Source organism: Fibrobacter sp. UWH4 (assembly GCF_900142475.1).
Lineage (GTDB): Bacteria > Fibrobacterota > Fibrobacteria > Fibrobacterales > Fibrobacteraceae > Fibrobacter.
The window spans coordinates 327,454-350,054 of the sequence record NZ_FRAY01000005.1 but is presented as its reverse complement, the minus strand read 5'-3'; the positions used below and the strand labels follow the sequence as shown (position 1 = coordinate 350,054).

At 52.4% G+C, this 22,601-nt stretch carries 18 protein-coding genes and 1 pseudogene; 6 read left to right on the top strand and 13 right to left on the bottom strand.

Features of this window, described 5'->3' with window-relative positions:
* Positions 1 to 44: 44 nt before the first annotated feature.
* The 10 genes and pseudogenes from BUA93_RS11290 to BUA93_RS11245 all read right to left on the bottom strand — a co-directional run.
* A pseudogene (locus BUA93_RS11290) lies at positions 45 to 376 on the bottom strand (AAA family ATPase); the annotation flags it as partial.
* A gap of 110 nt (positions 377 to 486) precedes the next feature.
* Positions 487 to 1,653 (bottom strand): deoxyguanosinetriphosphate triphosphohydrolase family protein, encoded by a 1,167-nt coding sequence (locus tag BUA93_RS11285; protein WP_072979431.1) that lies wholly within the window; start codon positions 1,651 to 1,653, stop codon positions 487 to 489.
* A gap of 24 nt (positions 1,654 to 1,677) precedes the next feature.
* Entirely contained in the window at positions 1,678 to 2,589 is a 912-nt protein-coding gene (locus BUA93_RS11280) for an MBL fold metallo-hydrolase (protein ID WP_072979429.1), read from the bottom strand.
* 52 nt (positions 2,590 to 2,641) lie between these two features.
* Positions 2,642 to 3,595, bottom strand: a complete 954-nt coding sequence (locus BUA93_RS11275; RefSeq protein WP_254793954.1) for a tetratricopeptide repeat protein — start codon at positions 3,593 to 3,595, stop codon at positions 2,642 to 2,644.
* 182 nt (positions 3,596 to 3,777) lie between these two features.
* Positions 3,778 to 4,401: an energy transducer TonB gene (locus BUA93_RS11270; protein ID WP_254793953.1), complete on the bottom strand. Its 624-nt coding sequence runs from the start codon at positions 4,399 to 4,401 to the stop codon at positions 3,778 to 3,780.
* Between the two features lie 269 nt (positions 4,402 to 4,670).
* On the bottom strand, positions 4,671 to 5,075 hold the full coding sequence (locus BUA93_RS11265) for an ExbD/TolR family protein (protein ID WP_072979425.1): 405 nt from the start codon (positions 5,073 to 5,075) through the stop codon (positions 4,671 to 4,673).
* Between the two features lie 54 nt (positions 5,076 to 5,129).
* Complete coding sequence (locus BUA93_RS11260) at positions 5,130 to 5,813, bottom strand: MotA/TolQ/ExbB proton channel family protein (protein WP_072979423.1); 684 nt, start codon at positions 5,811 to 5,813, stop codon at positions 5,130 to 5,132.
* A 59-nt stretch (positions 5,814 to 5,872) separates the two neighbouring features.
* The gene (locus BUA93_RS11255; RefSeq protein WP_254793952.1) at positions 5,873 to 7,480 is read right to left on the bottom strand and encodes a MotA/TolQ/ExbB proton channel family protein; all 1,608 of its coding nucleotides are present in this window, start codon (positions 7,478 to 7,480) and stop codon (positions 5,873 to 5,875) included.
* Positions 7,477 to 8,322 (bottom strand): DUF3450 family protein, encoded by an 846-nt coding sequence (locus BUA93_RS11250; protein WP_072979419.1) that lies wholly within the window; start codon positions 8,320 to 8,322, stop codon positions 7,477 to 7,479. The genes BUA93_RS11255 and BUA93_RS11250 overlap by 4 nt, the downstream gene beginning before the upstream one ends.
* A gap of 93 nt (positions 8,323 to 8,415) precedes the next feature.
* The gene (locus BUA93_RS11245; RefSeq protein ID WP_072979417.1) at positions 8,416 to 9,438 is read right to left on the bottom strand and encodes a hypothetical protein; all 1,023 of its coding nucleotides are present in this window, start codon (positions 9,436 to 9,438) and stop codon (positions 8,416 to 8,418) included.
* 258 nt (positions 9,439 to 9,696) lie between these two features.
* Here BUA93_RS11245 and BUA93_RS11240 point away from each other — a divergent pair, with 258 nt between their 5' ends.
* From BUA93_RS11240 to BUA93_RS11215, 6 genes are read left to right on the top strand one after another with little or no spacing between them, the layout of a single operon-like run.
* Complete coding sequence (locus BUA93_RS11240) at positions 9,697 to 10,869, top strand: S66 peptidase family protein (protein ID WP_254793951.1); 1,173 nt, start codon at positions 9,697 to 9,699, stop codon at positions 10,867 to 10,869.
* A 19-nt stretch (positions 10,870 to 10,888) separates the two neighbouring features.
* Positions 10,889 to 12,073, top strand: coding sequence for a glycoside hydrolase family 3 protein (locus tag BUA93_RS11235; RefSeq protein ID WP_072979415.1), 1,185 nt, complete (start codon positions 10,889 to 10,891; stop codon positions 12,071 to 12,073).
* Positions 12,074 to 12,115: 42 nt separating this feature from the next.
* The gene (locus tag BUA93_RS11230) at positions 12,116 to 13,117 is read left to right on the top strand and encodes a hypothetical protein (protein ID WP_072979413.1); all 1,002 of its coding nucleotides are present in this window, start codon (positions 12,116 to 12,118) and stop codon (positions 13,115 to 13,117) included.
* Complete coding sequence (locus BUA93_RS11225) at positions 13,114 to 13,542, top strand: S24/S26 family peptidase (RefSeq protein ID WP_217651001.1); 429 nt, start codon at positions 13,114 to 13,116, stop codon at positions 13,540 to 13,542. Before BUA93_RS11230 ends, BUA93_RS11225 begins: the two co-directional genes overlap by 4 nt.
* Before the next feature lie 4 nt (positions 13,543 to 13,546).
* Complete coding sequence (locus BUA93_RS11220) at positions 13,547 to 13,816, top strand: PqqD family protein (protein WP_072979411.1); 270 nt, start codon at positions 13,547 to 13,549, stop codon at positions 13,814 to 13,816.
* Complete coding sequence (locus tag BUA93_RS11215) at positions 13,789 to 15,441, top strand: ABC transporter ATP-binding protein (RefSeq protein WP_083597372.1); 1,653 nt, start codon at positions 13,789 to 13,791, stop codon at positions 15,439 to 15,441. Before BUA93_RS11220 ends, BUA93_RS11215 begins: the two co-directional genes overlap by 28 nt.
* A 33-nt stretch (positions 15,442 to 15,474) precedes the next feature.
* Here the strand turns inward: BUA93_RS11215 and BUA93_RS11210 are convergent, their stop codons facing one another.
* The 3 genes from BUA93_RS11210 to BUA93_RS11200 form a co-directional block, all read right to left on the bottom strand.
* Positions 15,475 to 17,193, bottom strand: a complete 1,719-nt coding sequence (locus BUA93_RS11210) for a hypothetical protein (RefSeq protein WP_175547427.1) — start codon at positions 17,191 to 17,193, stop codon at positions 15,475 to 15,477.
* Positions 17,194 to 17,518: 325 nt separating this feature from the next.
* Positions 17,519 to 20,068 (bottom strand): TonB-dependent receptor plug domain-containing protein, encoded by a 2,550-nt coding sequence (locus tag BUA93_RS11205; protein WP_072979406.1) that lies wholly within the window; start codon positions 20,066 to 20,068, stop codon positions 17,519 to 17,521.
* Between the two features lie 92 nt (positions 20,069 to 20,160).
* Positions 20,161 to 22,599 carry a caspase family protein gene (locus tag BUA93_RS11200; RefSeq protein WP_072979404.1) on the bottom strand — a complete coding sequence of 813 codons (2,439 nt, stop codon included), beginning with the start codon at positions 22,597 to 22,599 and terminating at the stop codon, positions 20,161 to 20,163.
* Positions 22,600 to 22,601 lie beyond the last annotated feature (2 nt).

The window sequence follows — 22,601 nt, the reverse complement described above, 5'->3', positions numbered from 1 at the left end:
GATTTACAACGGCTATTTTATGCTAAAAAGGGCATTCGCCTCCCCTACAGCCCCATGGTCCTTCCTTCGCGACCATCCTTGTAGGCCATTTCGGACTTGAGGGCGTTCAAGATGGATAGCCGAACTTCACCTTGAGCGCAAAGCAACGGCGGGAGGCCATATCAAGCGTGCCGTCAAAATTCGTAGCGGCGATAAAGATCCCCTTGAAGTTTTCCATTTGCGTGAGCATCTCGTTCACCTGAGTCACTTCCCAGCTGTGATTTGCGCCATTGCGGTCACGAATCAAGCTATCGGCTTCGTCAAGGAACAAGATAGCCTTTGACTCTTCGGCCTCCTTGAACATTTTGCGGATGTTCTTTTCGGTGTCGCCCACATAACTTTTCACATGGAGCCGCCATTATATATCGCCTTTTTAATCCAAATTGTCAAAAAGTTCGATAAAAATATAGGAGATGTATGCGACAAATAATGTCGCAAGCAAAACTTTTACTTAAAGTTAATCCCGAACGACTTGGGAACTACGATTTCCTTGTAGGCGTTCATCAAGTAATCATCGGTCATACCTGCAACATAGTCGGCAACGACGCGCAACTTGGATGTTGCCTCTTTATATTCAGCACTCATGGAATTGAACCAGTGATTGATTCCGGTGACTTTTTTGTCAGAACCGAGTTCATCGAGACATTCTTCCAAAACGGTGCGGAACATCGTCTTGATTTTTGTGTCTTGCGTAGACTTTTTCGGGTTCAGGTAAATGTTCCTGTAGTTCCAATCTTTCAGGCGATTCAGCGCATCAAAAACTTCCTGCGAGAAACTGAGCGTTTCCTTGTCGATGCTGTTGTTCACGAGGTCCTTGATAAGCGTGTCGACAATTTCGCCGTTCTTGTTGCCAAGCACTTCCGTGACTTCGCGGGGCAGGCTTTCGCGTTCCACCAGTTTCAAGATGATGGCATCTTCGATGTCTCGGCCAATGTATGCGATTACGTCCGAGATGCGCATGACGCAGCCTTCGAGCGTCATCGGGACCATATCTTTCGACTTGAAATTCCCGTTGAGGCTTTCGCGGTATTCCGTCAGCAACTTTTCCGGAGTCTTGCTGCGGTCGCAGCCGTAGCTGTTCTGCAGGATTTCGCCGTTGTGGCAGATAATTCCGTCAAGCACTTGTGCGGTAAGGTTCAGGCCTTTTCCGTAGGCTTCGAGGTCGTGGAACAAACGGAAACTTTGAACGTTATGTTCAAAAATGCCAGCGCCCTGTTCCTGCAAAAACGCAGAAATAATGCGTTCGCCGTCGTGTCCAAAAGGCGTGTGGCCGACATCGTGTCCTAGCGAGATTGCTTCGATCAAATCTTCGTTCAAGTTCAAGAAACGCCCGATGGTCCTTGCGATTTTCGCCACCAGCTGCACATGGAGCACGCGATGCGTGATGTGGTCATTTTCGACCAGGTAAAAAACTTGGGTCTTGTCGATGTAGCGGCTGTAGCAATAGGAATGGATAATCTTGTCCGAATCGTGAAAGAAATCCGGGCGTATATCTTTGGGAGCCTCATGAAAACGAACCGCCTGTGCAGACTTGCAAGCGTAAGGCGCAAGCGAATTTTCCTTGTCGTTCAGGCGAGATTCAATTTGTTTTTTTGTTTCAGCATTCCATTGCATAGGCAAATCCTTGTCCGCACAGAACTATTCCGCAAATCCCGGCGGCGGCAGGTGCATGCCGGCCATGGTAAGTTTATTGTCGCGGGCGTATTGCATTAGGCGCTTGCGACTCTTGATGGATTTTTCCTTATCCATGTCATAGTTGGAATTGATTTCGGGGTGGTCCTTCTGCAACGCATAACCATGCATCAGGTCGCCAATCACGAGCAGGTTACTATACTGGAACGCAGTATGGCCGGGCGTGTGCCCCACGGCGTCAAGTGCAATCACCCCCTGCGGCAACGTGTCGCCAAAAGCGAACAAATGCAGGCTATCTTTATAGATGCCCATAATCACCTTCTGCAAATCATTTTTCGCGATGTCGTTCATCCAGGCATCGTATTCCATTTTGCCCGCGTAGACAGCAGCATTCTTAAAGAGTTTTACGTCCTTGCCAGTAGAGTCTTTTGCAATCATGCCTGCAATATGATCAGCATGAAAGTGCGTCAAGTAAATGAAGTTGACGTTTTCGGGTGTTACGCCGAGGGCTTCAAGGCGGTTCAACATTTGGCCGCCGAACGCGCCAAGGCCGGCATCAAACAGAATGTTCTTGCCAGCGACCTGCAGCAGGAATACGCTCACCGAGGCGGGAATGCCGTCGGGCAAGTTCAAACTTGCAAACAGGGAATCGCTTGCATCGCTAAAGAGGCTGCGGGGGTTCAGCTTTTCGCCCTGATTGTCCTGAATCCAGGTCACGCTTGCGCCATTTGCGAGCTTGATCGTTTTAGCCACATGAACGACATTGGCGGTTTCTGCGGGGGCCGCTTTTTCTGCCGATTCCGCAGCAGGCTTTGCCTGTTCAGCATTTTTTTCGGCAACTTGGTTTTTGGTGTCGCTGCAGCCGAAAGCGACAAATGACGCCATCAAGGCAAAGAGAGGGAGAAAACGCTTTTTCATAAGGGCTCCTGTTTAGAGAGAATATAAAAAAGAATTTCCGGTCTTCAATTATTTATTCCTTTTCGAACTCGAGAATGTCGGCCTGCAAGGTAACGTCATCCGGGAAATAGTTTTGGGCAATACGCAGCAGGCGGAGAGCCTCGTCATCGCGCTTTTGAGCGTGGGCATCGTAGGCCATATTCTTGAAGCCGAATACGGCTTCGGCGTTCCCCTGTTTGGCGGCAAGTTCGTAGGCGGATTCGGCACGGTCGAGGAACTTGGCGTCGTATGCGAGGTTCCCGAGGAAGATGGCGGCGTCGCTAAAGTCGGGCTTGATTTGCGTGAGATTGTTGAGCACGTCCATCGCCACGAAAGGCTTGTTGTCTTCGGCGAGAACATCGGCGAGCTTATACATGGTTGCAGGGTCATCAGGGCGAACGCCCAATGCTTCGCGGTAAGCGCCAGCGCTTTCTTCATACTGTTTGTTCAGACGGTAAACGTCACCCAGGTAAACCAAGAAGTCAATTTCTTCGGGGTGAGCGGCATAGCCTTCGCGAATTACGGCAACGGCGCGTTCAAAATCGTTGAGCGAGATATTCGCTTCGGAAAGCTGGTACACGATGCTGATGTCTTCTTTGTCAAGCTGGTAGGCTTTTTCAATGGCACGCAGGGCGCCGACCGCGTCGCCGGTTTTACTGTAGGCTTCGCCTAAGTAAAGCCAACCGGAAACATTTTCCGGTTCCAGTTTCAACGCACGGTGATACGCCGCCACGCATTCGGGATACTGCTTGAGCCGAAAATAGACACTCGCCATGTTAAAAAGAGCGGGAGCGAACGAACCGTTCGAAAAATCGATTGCCTTGCGATAAGTGGCGGCGGCATTCGGCAAGTCATTCTGCTGGTAATAACTGTTGGCGATGTTGAAACTGGTCGCGACGGGGTCGGCGCCACGAGATTCCGCCTTGCGGTAAAGCATAATGGCCTGCTTGAATTTTCCATCGCGGTAAAGTGCGTTCGCGCGTTCCATCAGGTCATAAGAAGACTGCGCCGCGAAACAAGAAACAGCGAGGAAAATAGCTACGAGCCATGAGCTATGAGCTATGAGCGAAAAAACTCTTAACCAAGATTTTTTTGTCTTACCATAATTACACATTCATCAATCCTCATAGCCCAAAGGGCCGCTAGGCCCGAGCTCACACCTCATAGCCATTAGTCCCTAAACTTCACTTCAAATGGTTGTTCCATGCCACAGAAGGGCACCGCTTTTCCCGCCTTTTCAGCCGGAGTAAATGTCATGCGAGAAAGGGCTTCGCGGCCAGCAGCGGCAAGGCCAGAACCCGCCGGGGATTCTTCCAACACCTTGATGTCATACACATGACCACCCGCGTCCACGCAAAAACTGAGTCGGAGCGTCGCATCAATTTCGTTATCCCTGATTTTGGGAGGCACCTGGAAATTCGCCATACTGCGGCTTTCCGGTTTTTTGTCGACATCGCCCTTTTCTGTTGAAAGCGCACCGCCACGAAAATCGGCAACCAATTCATCACTGATAGCGGCACCTGCCGTTCCCGAGGCAGCACCGAGATTCATCGCAAAACGAGGCCCAGCCTTGGGCGAACGCGAATTGGACTTCATACGGTTCGGCTTGCGAGTCGGCTTTTTCTTTTCTACCTTCTTCTCGACCTCGTCCACCTTCTTGACACTCACTTCTGTCTTCGCGTACTTCTTTTCGTGAAACACCTTACCGCTCAAAAACAAGTTCGCCATCGTCACGGAGAACACGAGAAGCATACTCGCGAGAATCGCCGCAAGCAAAATGCTAAAACGCTTCACTATTTTTTTCAAATATCTAAACATAAATCATCTTTCTAACATAGATTGCTTCATCGTTTCATTCCTCGCAATGACGATTCTTCTTGACCCTCATCACTAATCACATCCTACTTGAACAATCTTCTCTGGATCCCGTCAGTCGTTGCACTCCTTCCAGGATGACCGCCTCGTGGCACGTTCCTAACCACTAACCACAGTTTACTAACCACTATCTACCTCATACCTCAAAGGCACGAAGTGCCGACCTCACACCTCATTGCTCATAGCTCCTACTCCGCCTGGGCCGCGATAGAAACCTTTTTCACTCCAGCCAAGTTACACATATCGATCACCTGCACCAGCACACCCGTTTCCGCTTCCTTGTCCGCGATTACAACGGCTTCGCGATCGGGAGTTTTCGCCAATGACTGTTTCAAAATATCCTGCAGGCTCGCTAAATCCACCTGGCGTTCGTTCATGTGAATAGTCCCTTCTCGTGTAATGGCTATCAGCAAGTTCTCCTTTTCGAGTTGACTTGCGGTTTGCGCCTGCGGCTTGGTCACATCCACGCCCGTTTCGCGGGTAAACGAAGAGGTCACCACAAAGAAGATGAGCAAGATAAACACGATGTCCATCAGCGGGCCCATCTCGATGCCCATATCCTTCTGTTTTCTTCTCGGCAAATTGAATTCCATAATAAATCCTTCGTCCTTGGATTGCTTCGTCGCTTCGCGCCTCGCAATGATGTGTCAGCAGCTCACCTTCTCTACTAAACAGTTCTCTATTACAGTCGCACCCAGTTCCATGTTCTGCCGTAAAATTTCGATTCGTTCGTCAAGGCGCTGTTTCAGAAGTGTCAGTGGAAAAGCCACGAGCAAACCACTCTGCGTTGAAATCAACGCTTCAGAAATGCCGTCGGCCATCAGCACCGGGTTTTGGTTTCCGTACAGTGTTATCACTTCGAATGTCGAAACCATGCCCGTCACCGTGCCGAGCAAGCCCAAAAGCGGTGCCGCGGACGCCATCACCGATACAATGTGGGTTCCCTGCTCCATATAACGGACGGTCTTCATCATACGGACCTGCATATAATCCTTAAACGACGCAGGATCCTTCGCAGCAATTTCAACGGCATTGCAAAGTTCCCTGCCCAAAAGACCGCCACGTTTGCGCAAGCGCTTAATAGCCATCTCTACACCCATAGGCGACTTGCTATTTAAGCGGTCGCGTTCACCGCCGTTCAAGTCGCGACGCATGCGTTTGACCACCTTGTGGACATCTGCACGAAAAAAATCCTTACCGATGCGCAGCCAACTCGAGAACAGGAAGTAGAATCCGATAACGCCCGCCAGCAGAATCGGTAGCATGACCACGCCTCCCGCCTGGTAAGTGTTCTGCAAGGATTCAAGGAATATGTAATGCGTATTGCTCATAACATTCAGCTAGAGATTGCGTCGCTTCGCTCGCAATGACATTCCATTCGCAATGGCGCTTATTCAACCTTCCCGAAGATTCTGTTCAAGAGCGAGGTGCTCTGTACGTAGAGTTCGCTCGTGACCTTTTCAATTTTTTCGCTCAAAAGACCATGCAGAATCATCACGGGGATAGCAATCACGAGGCCAGTTTCCGTCGTCACGAGGGCTTCGGAAATACCGCCAGCCAACACGCGAGCATCATTCGTACCCACCTCGGTAATCACAGTAAAAAGCGTAATGATACCCGTCACCGTACCCAGCAGGCCGAGCAACGGAGCAATCGTCCCCATGGCCGCCAAAAGGCCCATACGACGCTCCAATTTCGGCTGTTCTCGAAGCAGTGCTTCCTGCAAGGAACGTTCCGCATCTTCGCGCTTGTCGCGAGCACGGTTCAGCACGGCGAACAGAACCATTGAAAGACTCGTTTCCTTCTTGAGGCAGAGGGCGGCGGCATCTTCGTAGTGTCCATCCTTTACGAGTGCGTTCAGTTTCTTCATAAAGCGGCGTCCCAGATGTCCACGGTGCGTCAACACCAGGAACCGTTCCAGGCAAAGGAGCAGCGCAAAGATTGCCACGAGAGCAAGCGGATACATCACGATTCCGCCCTTCTTGAAGAACGCCTTGAGTTCCTCGTCCCAGGTAAGTTCCTTCGTATCGGTAATGGTATTCTTGATTGCCTTGTTCTGCAACACATCGAGCGGAACACTCACCACGGAACCGCTACTTGCCTGCGTCACGGCCAGCTTGATATTTGCAGCCATTTCGGGCGGAAGCGCCGCATTCCATTCAAAGATTTTTCCTTGCAGCGCGCCCGAACGGAGCAACGCCTGCACATCGCCGTTATCCTGCGCCACTTCGCCAAGGAATACCGTTCCCAAACGCAAGCGGTTCACGTTCACGTCGGGGCGAGAACCCACCTGGGACACCTCGCGGCCATAGGACTGCGTATACGTCATTTCGTGGCGGAGCAGCAGGTCGTCCATAAAGCCCTGTACGGCACCGATGGTGTTCGGAATCTTCTTGTCGGCCTCGCCGGCAGCCTGACGGAGCCGGAGCAGTCGACCGTTCATACCCACCGGATAATCACCCATGACATCGCCGAGCGTCTTGTCAATCGAAAGTTTGACCTGCGTATTCAAAGCATCGTAAGCGGATTCATCGGATTGAGCGCGTTCTTCGACTTCGCTAGTCATATTCTTGCTCGCCATGACTTCTTCGCTCACGCGGCCAAGATCCGTTGAAAGCTTGGAATAGCGACCGTCGAGTTCACGCGACTGCGCCTGATGTTCTTCGGTCAGCTGCGATTCGGCATAACGTTTGCGCCAATGTTCCGCTTCGAGCTTTTCGAGCGAATCGGCCTTCTGCAAACGGATGCGGGTCAAGGCGTCCACTTCGCGCTGCAAGTTGCGGACTTCTTCCATCTGCAACGAATCCTTGATTCGCGCCTGGTCTTCGGCAGAAACCTTCTTTTCACCGGAACCCGACCACGGCCACGCAAAGGCGGAAGAGGCCGAGAGGAAGAGAACCGTTGCAAATAAAGCTGTTCTGGATTGCTTCGCTACGCTCGCAATGACATGTTTATACATTCTCTCGTCTTTCGTCTTTCGTCTTTCGTCTAATCTCATCTTTCACCCCCTACGACAGAAAGGCTCACGGGCAGGTTCACGATCTGGGGCGGTTTCTTAGCCTGTTTCACATCGATAGCAAGCCGAACCGCGGCGCGTTCTTCCAGATTCAGATCCTCGTTCCAATCGTAGCTTACCTTTCCGTTTTCCACCTTACGCACAAGCGTTCCGAAAACGGTTCCGTTCTCGTCGCTGTAGACCATCCACTGGTTTCCGATGCGGAGGATAGAGGCGTTGATCAGCTCTCCATTCTTGCGGGTAAGCGGACTGTTGATGATTGCCACTTCGTCGCCGAACTTGGTTTCTTCGGCAATGAGCGACTTAAGGCGAGAAAAAGCTTCTTCTTCGCTGGCATTGCCACTTTCGATATCGCGAGTGAGCGACTTGACTCGGTCAAGCCTACTTTCACGTTCCCAGGGGAGCGTTTCGGCCACCTGAGCCTCTAGTTTCTTGCTGATGCCCGCCAGTTCCGCACGCAAGGCCTTGCGCTTGGCAGCCACATTGTCGCTACGGTTCTTGGCGCGATCCTGCTTATTGCGTTCCGTCTGGAGCTCCCCCGCAACCGCCTTAATTTTATTGTTCAGCGTATCGATTTCGCTGCGGCGGCGTTCCGTATCGGCCTTGTAGCGCTGCGAAAGCGTCTTGTAACGGGAATCGTCCGCCTTGAGCATCGAGTCGGTCGAGGCTATCTGGCGGTTCAATTTCTGGATTTCAGAATTGAGCCTTTCTTTTTCGAGCTTGAGGTCGCGAATTTCGGCATCACGGTCGGCAAGTGCTACCCCCGAAAACAGCAACACAAAAAGCATCAGATGTGCCAAGGGCACTAATTTCAGTCGTTTCATAACTTTCCACAATAGGGTTTGTTTCAAAATTACATATTTAAAACACCCTACCAAGCGGAAAGTGTTACCTAGACAACATATTTTTTTGTTTTGCTAGAACTTCCACATCGCACCAATGACAGGAACGACGCTATAGACGCCTCGATCATCTTCGATGTAGCTTTCGGTACGGACGTAATCGTCATCCTTCTCGTACCTCACCGAAGATTCGGTCACCGTAATGGGGAGCCAGCGGCCACCCACGCTCGCGAAGATGCCGATATGTTCGGAAAGTCCGAAACGCAGCACGAGGTCACCACCGACAGATAGTGCGCCCATGGTTTCCGTGAAACGGCGTTCGACGATTCCAAGTTCAGAATGGCGAACCTCATTTTCGTCGGATTCGAACTCGGCATATTCGTAGCCAGCCACGGCAAGCACGACCAACGTAAAGCCATTGGTGTTCACGGGGCTGAAACCGAGACCCGCTTCAACCGCACCGAAAGATCCGACCAGCCAGTCGTCGTTTTTTTCAAAACGGATGTTGTCGGTCAACGAAGAACCCGCCGCAATGGACAGATGCAACGCAAGACCAAAACGGGCAACTCCCGTATAGGAGAGATCGAGGCCGTAGTTAATCAAGTCAATTTTATTGCCGCGAGACTTGTACTGTTCCACAGGAACCGTCGCACCGACACCCCACAAGTGCGTCCAGGTCTTTTCGGCGGCAGGAGCGTTAACGGGAGCGGGAGCAGAGGCGGCGAAAACCGTAGCGGAAGATTCGGCAACCGGCCCTTCGGCAGGCTGGGAAACGGGAACGGCGGTCTGAGCAATAGGCTCAGCCATTTCGGCAGAGGTTACAGCCTGGGCAGTTTCTGCGGGCGCCTCGGGCGGTTCTGCAGCTTGTGCTACAGTACCAGCGGGTGTTTCGGCAGAGGCGGCAGGCTCCGCCACTTCAGCAGTCTGTGTCGCCGGTTCTGCAGAAGCCGCTTCGACGGACTCAGTGACCGGAGCTGCAGGTTCCACCACTTGGGCAGCAGACTCGGTGACCTTGGCTGCCGTATCGGCAGGTGCAACCGTTTCCTGAGCAAAAACGGTTGCGCAAGTAATTAATGCTGACACGATAATTCTTTTCATTTTTTTCTTCCTTATTCCTCACTGAAGATAATATATTTTTACAAGGAATGCAATAAAAAAATTTCATGTTCAGCATCATTTTCCACCATCATTCTCGTAAGATTTCCGTAATATGACAATGCCCGAAATTTGCGAGTATATTATATTTTACATAGAAAAAGAGGTGCTTCAACGGATTTCAAATGCCTGCGTTTACAAAGTTATCAGCGCAGTTCCCCCGTTCATAGTGCCGTGGCAATTACAAAAAAGGAAGTGTTTATGAATTTTATGAAGAATACGCAGAGCGGATGCTCGTTCCGGAAAGGCAAGGTACGCCCCGTAATCGCATTGTCTATCGCCATGGCCTTTGCGGCCTGTAGCAGCGACACCATCGAAAGTACTGCTGCAGAAAACGAAAAGCTCGCGATGCCACTCGAAAACACGACCCCGGCATTCCTAAAAAAAGGCGACAAGATTGCATTGCTTTCACCTTCGTACACCACCCCCGATTCCAACATCCAGAAAACGGCCGATGTCATTAGGGAATGGGGCTTCGAACCGGTTATCGGTAAAAATGTCGACAAGCTCGATGCAGGCAAATTCGCAGGCACCATCGAAGAACGCGCCGACGACTTTAGGGCCGCGCTCAAGGATACCAGCATCAAGGCGATCCTCTGCAACCGTGGCGGCTACGGCACCATCCAATTGGTAGACCTCATCGACCCGAAGCTCATCCAGGAAAATCCCAAGTGGGTCATCGGTTACAGCGACATCACCACGCTGCACGCCATGCAGACCAAGGCGGGAGTCGCTAGCATTCACGGAACCATGAGCTCAAGCATCGCAAAGACCGGCGGCGACGAAGACAACAGCAAGCTCCTGCGCGATCTTCTCAAGGGTGATGTTCCCGTATACAAGGTTCCTTCGCACAAGTATAACCAGAACGGGACCGCCAAGGGCATTCTCGTGGGCGGCAACATGTCGACCTTCGTTCCTCTCATCGGCGCATCCGACATCGACGTATTCCAGAACGAAGGCATCATCCTCTTTATGGAAGAAATCGGCGAAAACCTGCGCAACATTGACCGCATGTTCCACTCGATCGAACTGCACGGCGTCATGGAAAATGTAAAGGGCGTTATCCTCGGCGAATTCGTGGATTCCGGCACCGACCTCGACTACGAAAGCACTGAGGCCATGCTTTCCAAGTATCTGAAAAAATACGACATTCCCGTGATGTGCGGATTCCCGGCGGGTCATGACGACATCAACCTTCCGATCGTGATGGGAGCTGAAGTTCAGATGAAAGTCACCGACGATGGCGCAATGCTCGCCTTTGACATTGGCGGCACACGCAAGGAAGTTGATACGGAAAAGCTCACCCCGAAGGAAGCCCTTTCGAAGTCGCTGCTCAAGATGCTCGCCGGAAAGATTTTCAAGATTGAAGAGTAGTTTTTAAAGGATTTATAAAATGGCTAATGGATTGTATCGCGCCCTGCGAGTCTCCAAAATAACAATTGCAGTTGCATCCATAGCACTCCTTGCCGCCTGCGGCGACGACTCTTCGAGCGGGCCAGCCCATTCGACAAGCTCCGGGACCTCCACGCTCGACATAAGCAAAATGAGCATCCGCGAGAAGGTGGGGCAGATGTTCTTCGTGCGTCCCGAGGCACTCGACACGAGCATCCACTGGAACGAATATGCGGAACTCCCAGATTACAAGCTGCAGCACGTGAACAAAACTATACTCGCCGTCAACAAGGACTACCCCGTTGGCGGAATGATTCTTTACGCACACAACATTGTAGACGAAGCGCAACTCGGTGAATTCATTGCCGAAATCAGAACGCTGAACGGTTCTCCGCTCCTTGCGATAGATGAAGAGGGAGGTCGCATCGCCCGCATCGCGAACAACGAGAACTTCAACGTACCCAAGTACGAAAGCATGGCCGCCATCGCCGAAAGCGGCGACCCGAGCGAAGCTTACAAAGCCGCTTTCACCATCGGAAGCTATGTCAAGGAATACGGATTCGACATCGACTACGCCCCGGTCGCCGACGTGAACACGAATCCCGAGAACATCGTCATCGGGCCGCGAGCCTTCTCGGACGACCCCGAGACCGCCGCCGAATTCGTGGTAAGTTACCTGAACGGCCTCGATTCCGCAGGTGTCATCGGCACGCTCAAGCACTTTCCCGGTCACGGTGACGTAAAGACCGACACGCATTCCGGTTACGCCGAAACGAACAAGACCTGGGAAGAAATGCTCGAATGCGAAATGATCCCGTTCAAGGCAGGCATCGAGGCGGGCGCGCAGATGATCATGACCGCGCACATCGCCGCCCCGAAGGTCACCGGTGACGATCTGCCCGCGACACTTTCATCGGTCATTCTGCAAGACAAGCTCCGCGGCGAACTCGGATTCAAGGGAATCATCGTAACCGACGCCATGGACATGGGCGCCATCACCACGCAATTCGGGAACGCCGAAGCCGCCATCAAGTCGATTCAGGCAGGCGTCGACGTGGTACTTTGCTCCAAGGATTTCACGCAGGTATTCGACGCCGTCGTGAATGCGGTTGAAAAAGGCGACATAAAAGAAAGCCGCATTGACGAAAGCGTCAAGCGAATTCTTGCGTTAAAAACGACGAAATAGGGACATTTACCAGCAACAATACGACCACAGCAACAAAGCCTAATGCAAAACAAGACGATTTACTACAAGGTGGCGGAACATTTTTTTTCTGTCGAGGCAAGCGAGGGTTTTCTGTCGCAGATGACCAACTACGCCCCGTTTGAAACCGAATCCGTAAAAGTCCCTGCATTTTCACTTGTTGTACACACAGACACAGACGCCCCTGTATACACCGAAGACACCCGCCAGGAAGAAGAAGGGCAGGCCATTCTATGCGGGCGCACGGCGGAAGGACTGCCGACATTTGATTTTTGGCTGTTCGGGAAGTGCGCGGGGATTCTCGTTTGCGAGAAGGACTTCAAAAAAGCAAATCTTTTTGTTCATCGGGAAAGGGAGATCCCCACCCTGGTGGCCATGCGCACTAAAGAACAGAGTTCTAAGTGCTGTCCGCCCGCATTCGCGGGGATGACAGAAAAGAACACAGGGATGACAGAAGAGGGCGCGCAGAAGGTAACGCACCTGGACATCTTTGCAGTGAACAACTCGCTGATGGTCCTGTACTCGTTGGCAACGGCAGACAAACTGACGGCCCTTTTTCATGCTGCAGTCATCCGCCACGAGGACCGCGGCTACCTTTTCCTCGGGAAAAGCGGCACGGGCAAAAGCACCCATGCGAGGCTATGGCTCCAGTACATCAAAGGTTCCACCTTGCTCAACGACGACAACCCCATAGTACGCTTGTTTAATGCGGACGGCGGCAAGATTTCTGCGAAAGTCTACGGTTCCCCCTGGAGCGGAAAGACCCCGTGTTACAAGAACGAAGTCGTCGACATCGGTGGATTCGTCCTGCTTTCGCAGGCTCCGTACAACAAGATTTTTTCCTTAAAGGGAGTCGCGGCCTACGCCGCACTTGTCCCCTGCATTTCGGGAATGCGCTGGAACAAGGAAATTGCAAACGGAATCCACCAAACCGAAAACGCCCTGGCCACCCATGTTCCCGTATGGCACCTGGAATGCCTGCCAGACGAAACCGCAGCAAAACTTTGCCAGGAAACCATCGCATGATTTCCGATGATGTCATCCTGTCCGAAGCTATCCGACTCGTTCAAGACGGAGTCAGCGTGACCTTCCCCGTAAACGGGCGGAGCATGCTCCCGTTTATCGTTGGCGGACGCGACAGCGTGATTCTCGAGAAGCCTCGCGAGCTGAAAATCGGGGACATCGTGCTCGCCAAGGCGGACACCGGACATTTCGTGATCCATAGGATTGAATCGATGGACAAAAGTTCCCTGACCCTGATGGGGGACGGCAATCTCGCCGGACGCGAGCACTGCAGCAAGAGCGACGTTTTCGCGCAAGTCACCTGGGTCGTACTTCCCGGTGGCAAGCGACGCTCCCTGGGGACGTTTCGTTTCCGCTTGGCCGCCAAAATATGGTATATTCTTTTACCCTTGAGGCGCTACCTGCTTTGGATTTATAGGAAAGTATAATAGTATGAAAATCAAGAACGGCTTTGTGCTGCGCGACGTGTGCGGCGAACAGGTGATTATGGGCGAAGGAATCGGAGCCCTCGATTTCGGAAAAATGCTTTGCCTGAACGAAACGGCGGCATTCCTCTGGAAACAGGCGGAAACCCTTGGCGAATGGACTGTAGATTCCCTCGCCGAAGTTCTGCTGAACGAATACGAAGTTTCCCCTGAACAGGCCAAGGCCGACGTCATCGCGATTGTCGGCGAATGGCAGAAAGTCAACGTGGTCGAATGAAATACGCCCGTTACCTGTGGCAGGCGATGCGGGGTTTCCGCACAAGCATCGCCATTCGGATTTTGGCGGGAACCGGGCGCGTTGCGCTCGGATTGCTGATGGTATGGTTGAGCAAGCGTTTTATCGACGAAACCATCCGAACGGGCACCCGCGACGACATTGCACGCATGATTGCGTTCCTGGTGCTGACCATGGTAGGCACCATCGTCCTTAGGCTCGTGTACTACTATATGACCGCTTCAGCCATGGTGAAAAAGTCGAACGCCCTTCGACTGAACCTTTTCAAGTCGCTTTTCGCACGCGACCTCTACAACGGCCAGGAGCTGCATTCCGGCGATGTATCGTCGAGACTTTCCAAGGATATCGAGAACGTAGCGACTTCCACGATCGATACACTTCCGCAGATGGCGGTAACGGCCCTCCAACTGGTGGGGGCGTTCCTACTGATGCGCTGGTTCGACGCATGGTTGGCGTGGGCGCTGTTGCTGCTGACACCCATAGTCATCGTTGTCGGCAAGCTGATTGCGCGCAAGCTCCGCAAAATGACGCTTGAAATCCGCAACAGCGAAAGCAAGATTCAGATGCAGGTACAGGAAGGCGTCGAATACAACGCCGTGCTGCGTTCGCTCAAGAGCGAGAAATGGGTTACGGAACGTTTCGATTCCAGGCAAGACCAGTTGGAAGGCGAAGTCCTGCGCCGCACGCGCTTCACCACCTATTCCCGTTTCGCCATCGGCTCCGCCTTCGGCCTCGGATACCTGCTCGCGTTTATTTGGGGCGGCCTCGGGCTCCGCGACGGCACCATCACCTTCGGCATGATGACCGCCTTCTTGCAGCTGGTCGGACAAATCCAGCACCCGATTTTGACTCTGCTCGGCCTGATGCCGCAACTGGTACATTCTACAGCGAGCATCGACCGCTTGAACGAACTTGAGAGCAGCGCCCGCGAAAGCGATTCCCTGACGATAGCGGAACAAGTCATGCAGGGGAGCCTCGGTGTAAAGCTCGAAAACATCAGTTTCAGCTACGTCGGGAGCGGCCACGAAGTCATGCAGCAGTTCTCTCACGACTTTGCACCGGGAAGCAAAACCGCCATTCTCGGCGAAACAGGTAAGGGCAAGACCACCCTCTTTCGGTTGCTACTCGGCTTCATTGAACCCGATGCGGGAAGGATGCTCATTTATTCGGAAAATGAGGTCGGGGCCGTTTCGGAAAGCACCCGCGTAAACTTCGTCTACGTTCCACAGGGAAACACCCTCATGAGCGGGACCATCCGCTACAACCTGCAACTCGCCTGCCCAAACGCCACCGAAAAGGACATGCTTGAGGCGCTCCATACGGCCTGCGCCGATTACGTCCAGGAACTCAAGGGAGGCCTCGATTTCGAACTCGGCGAACGCGGCTACGGGCTCAGCGAAGGGCAGGCGGCACGCATCGCGATTGCACGCGGTCTCTTGCGACCGGGAAACATTCTCCTGTTCGACGAAATCAGTTCCTCGCTCGACGAGGCGACCGAAGCGGAACTCTACCGTCGCCTATTCGAGACTTACCCGAACAAGACGATGATTTTCGTGACGCACCGCCCTGCCATCTGCGACATGTGCGACGAAATCGTGCGAATTTAACCAGGTGGATTTAATCCGCAACAAGCTCCGCCGCTACTTGCATTCGGCGTGTTCCTTGGCAGAATCAAGTTCGCACCAATTTCTGCATATCGATGTCTTGAATTCCAGCTTGACCTTGATTTTGCCGTCTGTCGATTTCTCGTTATCACCCAGCAAAAATTCATTGCAAATTTCTTCAACTTCGCGATGAAGAATACTTGACTTTTGGTTCATCAGGTAGTAGCGACTCACAAGTGCACTCTTGCATTGGTCATATTCCGGCCAGCCGCGGTCGGCACACCAGTTCCACAGATATTCCTTGCAGTTGTTCTTCTCGGGATCTTCAAGGCATTCCTTTTCAAGTTCCGAGCAGTCCGCGATATGGTTACTTTCAAAGCCGCTAGCGGCGCAATAACGTTTGAGACCATCGGCATACGCATTGGACTTTTCCTTTTCATCCATCGAATCGGGCAAGAAAATTGACCAGCTGGCCGTATCGAGCATCATGGCGGCCTTCACGTTGGAAGCGTAGCACTTTTTCAAATCCTTGTTGTAGACCGTATCCCGGTATTGTTCATAGGCATGCGCATTCGCCGAAATCAAGTCTTCGTAACCGTGCAAGTCAGACCACCCTGCACACGCGACATCCTGGAAGAGCCTGCATCCACGGGAATCCCAGGATTTTTCCAAATTGTCGCAGTTGTAATCGGCCACATGGCTGAAGTTCACGCCCTCCCCCTTCACATTCAAATAAACATGCGAGACGGCTATTCCCGTAAAGACTCCCATGCCGTTTTCGATATTCGACTCGGGAACGACACGCGAATCGGATACGGATTCCTTCACCTTTTCCACGTAATCCACATAGGCGCGGTCCGTCGCATACAGGTCAACAGAGACTTCGCCAATAGGCAGCATCATGTTCATCAGGTAGAGCGTATCCAGGTTATTGAGCCCGGCAATCCAACGATTGAGCGTATAGCCGTAATTTTGTTGCGTTTCCAGCGGGTCATGCATCGAAATTCCGCGGTACCCCGACGAATCTGCATCGGTCATTCCCTTGAACATCTGGTTGAACGTCGTCTTCACCGATTCACCGTTTTCCATCCCGTAATTCAAGACCGAGAGGACTCCGCCCACCGTGTTGTCAAACTCCAGGGCACACTTGAAGAATTCCATATCCATCGGGAATTCCAGGAACTTGACGGAAAAATTCGCCGACCTTCCAAAGCCCTTATTGACATCGTAATTTTCGTTCGCCTTCCACACATAGCTCCCGTCGCGCAAAGGCACGTTCATTCCCTTGATTTTCACGCCATTCGGAATTGTCGCGACTGCCTTGTACCTGGATTTTGCCCGGTGTCCCGAGCTGTCCCACTCAAAGTAGGCGTTCATCGTATAGGATTCACCCGCGACACCCTCAAAAAGACTATTGGTAAAGCAGTTGTCACCATGAAGTTCAATGGTCGTATCCACATCACCAAGGAACGAACGATTGAAGCGACCTTGCAGCGTGACATAGGCGCTATCGTAAAAAGCGAAATCCTCTGCAGCAGTTTCGTCCAATTCGTAGACCTTCGAAAAGCAGATTTCTGCATTACGGTTTTCGACCACATAGCCGTAGGTGTAAATGCCCGTGTAGATTTCACGTTCTTCCGGGGTGTATTCCCACGGACCGTGAAAATCGCTGCAGGCCACCAAGAAAAACACCGCAAGGGAACAAAGGCTCTTCCGCCATCCATCAATTTTATTTATCAATCTCCAATAATTCATAAATCAGCCTTATTCATCAACTATGGATCCCGTCAGTCGTTTTACTCCTTCCAGGATGACTGCTTCTATACATTCACCAAATTCATACCTTTAATTCAACCATGGTTCCCGTCAGTCGCTTCACTCCTTCCAGGATGACAGCTTCTATACATTCATCAAAGCCAAACCTTTAATTCAACGATGGTTCCCGTCAGTCGTTTCACGCCTTCCAGGATGACAGCTTCTATACATTCACCGAATTCATACCTTTACTTCAACCATGGATCCCGTCAGTCGCTTTACTCCTTCCAGGATGACTAAACATTCCTACTAAAAAACCTTCTATTTAAAAATACATCTCGAAACTTAACATAATAGGCAAGAACGGGAACTGCGTAATCTCGGTCTTCTCGGGAGGATTCTTGCTCGTATCGTAGAACGTGTAGAACATGTTCTTGTGGTCCGTCAAGTTGATGATGGTCCAGCTGAAGTTCCAACTGTCTTCGCGGCCGACATCAATCGCCTTCACGTCGATGCGGAAGTAATCCGACTGACGGCCTGCATTGCGGCTTCCCGGCAGCACCACCACCTCGTCGCTATACTGCTGGTGTCCTAGCTCCTGCGACATATAGCAACCCTTGTATTCGCTGATAGGCATTCCCGCCGAATATTTCATGATGACCGACGAACGGAAGTAGCGGCCTTTTTTCTTGTGCTTGCGGAGGGCATCCTCGCCGCCACTCCAGTTGATTCCCATGTCCATCTTGAGCGCGTAAGGCTGATGCCAACTCGGATAGTACGGTTTGGTACCGTCGTTGGTGCGCATCACGCTGATACTCTGGCTCCAGTTGATCCCGCCAAACCACCAGCCTTTATCCTTGCGCAGCGAAAGCTCGTAGCCGAGCGAATAGCCGTCCGCCGTGCCAAAATGATCGGCCATCACGAAATCGGACGAAGTCGTTTCCTCGTTGCTGTCGAGCTGCATCACGAACGTGTTCAGATTGTTCTGCGTCTTGTAATAGACACCCACGGTCGCATCGTAATCGTCAAGGATGCCACGCCGGCTGTATTCCGCCGCGAACAGCCACGACGAAGCAGGATCGATATGCGTTCCCTTGGTAGTTGTCGTTGCCGGGTAATAGAATTCGTTCAAAGTTTCCTGGTCGGTGTAGACAATCGAATTCAGGTACTGCAAGTAATAGCCACCGTAGAACTCAAGCGTCTTGGAATCGTCGAGGTTCACCGTCAAGGAGGCTCGGGGTTCCACGCCGAAATGTTCCGCCGCCGTCTGGTAGTTAAAGCGGAGGCCATATTGCAGCAGGTAATCAGGAGCGAGTTTCCAGGCATCCTGCACGTAGGCCACATGGTGGAAAGGTTTCTGGATATCGGCGATACTGATGGACGCCATCGCTTCCTGGTAACGTTCGTAATCGTATTCCAGTTCGTAACCCAATGTCAACGTATGGTTCGGAATGCCGCGGTAATTCAACCACTGCTTGCCGGCGAAGGTATACAGATACATTTCAATCGACATGAGTTCGCCGATTTTCATGGTCTGGTAGAATTCACTGAAGGCAAGCGTCGCGTTGTAATCCCAGTCCCCGTTAAAACGGTGGTAAATGCCGAACGGAATGGCGATGTTTCCCCAATCCATATAGAGCGGGTCGAAACTCAGGCGGTCCTTGCCGATGTAATAGCTGAACTTGAATCGCGTATCCTTGGAGAAATCATACATCATGGTCCCTTGCAAGTCCGTGAATTCATAATCCAGGCTCAGGTCCAGAAGACCGATGTAGTTACAAAAGTCAAGCACATAGCCGATGTAAGTGGTGCGCCCCGCAAAAATCCAGCGCACGGGTCCCTGATGGCCTTCGGTATGGACCTGTGCAGCGAAAGTGCTGATTTTGATGCTCGACTTGCTGAACCATTCGTCGACCGTATCCTGGCCACCTGCGCGGCCATCCATCTTGAGGACGGAACTCAGGCGGTTACCGTACTGTGCGGGGAAACCGCTCTTGTAGAACTGCACATCGTCTATGCCTTCGACCAGGAAGGTGCTGAACAGTCCGAAAAAATGCACCGGCGAATAGACCACCGCATTGTCGAACAGGAAAAGGTTCTGGTCGGCGGCACCGCCGCGCACATAAATCTTGGAGCTGAAATCGGAGCTCGCGACCACGCCCGGAAGCGCCTGGATGCTCTTGATGACATCCGCTTCGGCAAGCCCCGGCATACGCTTGATGGACTTCGCGGAAACTACGGATTCGCCGGGTTTGCGCTTCGGACGGCGACGCAGCTGTACCACCACTTTCTTGAGTTCGGTCACACGGGAATTGTCGCCCGCCGCAAGGAGTGCATCGACATTGACATCCTCTTTGGTACTGTCAGATGAATCCGAAGCGGACTGCTCTGGATCCCGTCGCTGCGCTCCAGGATGACCATCTTGAGCAATGACACTAGCGGAGTCGCGCGAAACGGCATTAGAACCGTCATTCTGGAGCCCCGCAGGGGCGACAGAATCCATAGACGCATCGTCTACAAAAGCTTCGCCAAGCGCCTGCGAGAACTGGCGTTCCGCACCAATGTACTTGAGTTCGTAGCACTTTTCCTTCTCGGCACCGGCCGTGTCGGAATTGGTAACGCAGATATTCCAGAGTGTATCTTCGGGGAGTACAACACTGAAGGGCTTACCGACAGTCGTTTGCAAGGCCTCGCCCGATTCCAGGATTTCAACATTCAGCTTTTCGTCTGCCGCAAAAGAGGAATCCAGCACGACGCCGTTAAAGACAATCCCCTTCGGAGCAAGGGTATCAAGCGCAAGGGAATCCGACGCGGTCTCTTGCGCCATAGCAGCGATTGCCGCCAACAAAACGATAATGCAAATTTGAAGCTTCAAACAAAATCTCGCGTTCTAATTAAAAATAGCAAATAAGGTAACCTTATTTGCTATTGTAACACCTGAAAGAGTAGAAAGCGTCACTTTAATTTTTAGAATTTTCCCACGGTGATGCCGGCATAGAAACCGGCCCACCAACGGCCTGCATGCTTTTCGCTGCCGAAGTCGTCGTGGTATTCAGCCCGCGGTTTCAACCACACTTTATCGGCATAGCCAATAGTTGCCCAGTTGAGCGTTCCGCCCACCGAAAGTCCGAGGAAGGGGAATACTTGTGTCGTGTAGCCCAAGCGCAGGCGGTGATGAAAGTTGGGACCATCGTCATCTTCGAATTCGACTTTTACCTCTTCGTCGTCTTCATCACACTCTACATCGAGGGTTTGCGCCGTCAGGAACATATACTCAAGCTCAAAATGGCTTCCATATTTACCAAACTGAGTCCCTAGGCCCACACCCGTTTCATAGATATCGCTGAATTTCTTGAAATGCGATCCCTTTTCAATCAGGCGGGCGCCTTCAAGAGCGGTGAATAGATAAGGCGTCCCCATGCGGAAAGACAGGCCGAACGCACCCATTTCGTTCATCGAGGCGGTTGCGCTCCATACACCGTTACCCACAATATTGATCAGGCCTACCGGAGTCTTTTCGCAGTCACCGCAGATATTCACGAGACCAACCTGGCGGCCCGAGGCCTTGCCCGTAATGTTCAGGATACCCACTTGAACCTCGTCGAGTTTACCCGCAATGTTCAAGGTCGAAACCTGCACGTCGGACTCATCCGCGATATTCATGGCGGCGGTCGCCTGCACGTCGGATTTCTTGGCGATATTCATCGCAGCAGAGGCCTGCACATCGGATTTACCGGCAATGTTCATCGCGGCAGTCGCCTGCACGTTGGATTCGCTCGCAACATTCATGGCTGCAGAAACCTGAGCCTTGGTCTTGCGGGCACAATTAATGCCTGCAGCAAGCTGCATTCCAGACAAAGTATCGCCCGCATAGTTGAGGGAGGGTGAAATCTGGAGGCCCGAAGATTTGTCCTTCGTCACGTTCGCCGTTGCCGCCACCTGTACACCGTCAAAGGATTTTGCGTAGTTGACAACCGCTGAAGCCTGGGCGCCCTCAAAATGTTCCTTAGACCCGTTGTACACAGCCGACAGCTGCACACCATGCATTTCCTTACGGGCAATGTTTGCAAAAAGGCTCACCTGGGTTCCCAGCATATAGCTGTCAGTACGCGTCACGAACAGGCCCAGCTGCACACCCTTGCGGGGTTCACGATCCTTATCGACCAGGTTGAACGTCACGCGGTATTTTCCGTTGTGGTCCAGCGAGTCAATCGAATATTCCACGGAATCGGGGCGGTTGTCGTTCTTGATTTCGCCGCGAAGCGTCGTACGCTCGGCAGAGACCGCTGCGAACTGTTTCTGGGAAAGACGCGCACGGTAATTATCCTGGAGCGTCACCGAGGCTTCTTTGTATTCGACGGGGCGTTCCAGACGTACACTGTACTTTCCCGCAGGGAAACCGAGACTCATCGCGCGGCCCTGCTTCTTGTACACTTCGGCGACCAATTCACCCTTGTCGTCGCGGATAAAGAGGCGCCCTTCGATATCGTCGTCGAATTCCAGGCCGGCGCTCGTGCTGCGCAAATCCGTCATCACCACATCACCCGTTCCCGCGAGGTTCATGTCACGACTCGGATGCTGCGCGCCGCCCATCGTCGCTTCGGTTTTCTGCAGGGTTTCGTTGAAAGCGAACTGATAGGCTTCGGACAAGGTCACCTTGCCGTCGCCACTGATGTCACCGGCGCCGCGGAGGCCACTTACAAGCGAATGTGTAAAGAAGGAGCCCTTCAGCTTGTCACTTTCCTGGCTAGATTCATCTTGCGTGCTGCTCGTGATAAAGGCGTAGCCTTTCATGTCGCTACTCTTGTCGACCATGAACGCAGGGACAGCGACACCGCCCTTCACTCGCGTGATGGCGCCCGAGCCGCACGCATCAATCACCGCGATTTTCACGTCGGCATTCAACGCATCGATACGCTTGCGGAATTCCTTCCAGGTATAGACTTCTTCGCCGAGGCGAAGCCCCTTTTCGTCGGCGTGACCGCTATAATACACCAGCACTTCTTCGCGGAAATCTTCAGCCGCACCGTTACCGGTTTTAGCAGACTTTGCCGTTTTCGCTGCGACAAGTTTCTTGTCGAGCGCATCAAGTTGCTTTTGGAGGCTCTCTACACTCGGCTCCGTGACACGGTACACATTCTGCTTCGGCACGCCGCCCATCTGCGAAAGCACTTCCGCAAAGGCGCGCGCATCCGTTTCGGCATAACGCAGACGCGGGCGTTCCTTACCGCCGTTATTCGCGCTCACCGCAAACACGTAGCGTTCAATCGCAATCGAGCCCGAAGACTCGCCCGATGCGTGCACAAAACTCGCCGAAGCAAGGACCGCCATCAGAAAGAAGGTGCAAAACGCGATGCTGCTCACACCAAAATCGCAACTCAAAATTTTTCCTATAAACTTTTTCATCG

Excerpts from the sequence above, each read along its gene's own strand:
- BUA93_RS11285 (WP_072979431.1), bottom strand. The coding sequence starts at position 1,653 with ATGCAATGGAATGCTGAAACAAAAAAACAAATTGAATCTCGCCTGAAC.
- BUA93_RS11280 (WP_072979429.1), bottom strand. The coding sequence starts at position 2,589 with ATGAAAAAGCGTTTTCTCCCTCTCTTTGCCTTGATGGCGTCATTTGTC.
- BUA93_RS11275 (WP_254793954.1), bottom strand. The coding sequence starts at position 3,595 with ATGGAACGCGCGAACGCACTTTACCGCGATGGAAAATTCAAGCAGGCC.
- BUA93_RS11265 (WP_072979425.1), bottom strand. The coding sequence starts at position 5,075 with ATGGAATTCAATTTGCCGAGAAGAAAACAGAAGGATATGGGCATCGAG.
- BUA93_RS11260 (WP_072979423.1), bottom strand. The coding sequence starts at position 5,813 with ATGAGCAATACGCATTACATATTCCTTGAATCCTTGCAGAACACTTAC.
- BUA93_RS11255 (WP_254793952.1), bottom strand. The coding sequence starts at position 7,480 with ATGAGATTAGACGAAAGACGAAAGACGAAAGACGAGAGAATGTATAAA.
- BUA93_RS11250 (WP_072979419.1), bottom strand. The coding sequence starts at position 8,322 with ATGAAACGACTGAAATTAGTGCCCTTGGCACATCTGATGCTTTTTGTG.
- BUA93_RS11245 (WP_072979417.1), bottom strand. The coding sequence starts at position 9,438 with ATGAAAAGAATTATCGTGTCAGCATTAATTACTTGCGCAACCGTTTTT.
- BUA93_RS11240 (WP_254793951.1), top strand. The coding sequence starts at position 9,697 with ATGAATTTTATGAAGAATACGCAGAGCGGATGCTCGTTCCGGAAAGGC.
- BUA93_RS11235 (WP_072979415.1), top strand. The coding sequence starts at position 10,889 with ATGGCTAATGGATTGTATCGCGCCCTGCGAGTCTCCAAAATAACAATT.
- BUA93_RS11230 (WP_072979413.1), top strand. The coding sequence starts at position 12,116 with ATGCAAAACAAGACGATTTACTACAAGGTGGCGGAACATTTTTTTTCT.
- BUA93_RS11225 (WP_217651001.1), top strand. The coding sequence starts at position 13,114 with ATGATTTCCGATGATGTCATCCTGTCCGAAGCTATCCGACTCGTTCAA.
- BUA93_RS11220 (WP_072979411.1), top strand. The coding sequence starts at position 13,547 with ATGAAAATCAAGAACGGCTTTGTGCTGCGCGACGTGTGCGGCGAACAG.
- BUA93_RS11215 (WP_083597372.1), top strand. The coding sequence starts at position 13,789 with ATGGCAGAAAGTCAACGTGGTCGAATGAAATACGCCCGTTACCTGTGG.
- BUA93_RS11210 (WP_175547427.1), bottom strand. The coding sequence starts at position 17,193 with ATGAATTATTGGAGATTGATAAATAAAATTGATGGATGGCGGAAGAGC.
- BUA93_RS11200 (WP_072979404.1), bottom strand. The coding sequence starts at position 22,599 with ATGAAAAAGTTTATAGGAAAAATTTTGAGTTGCGATTTTGGTGTGAGC.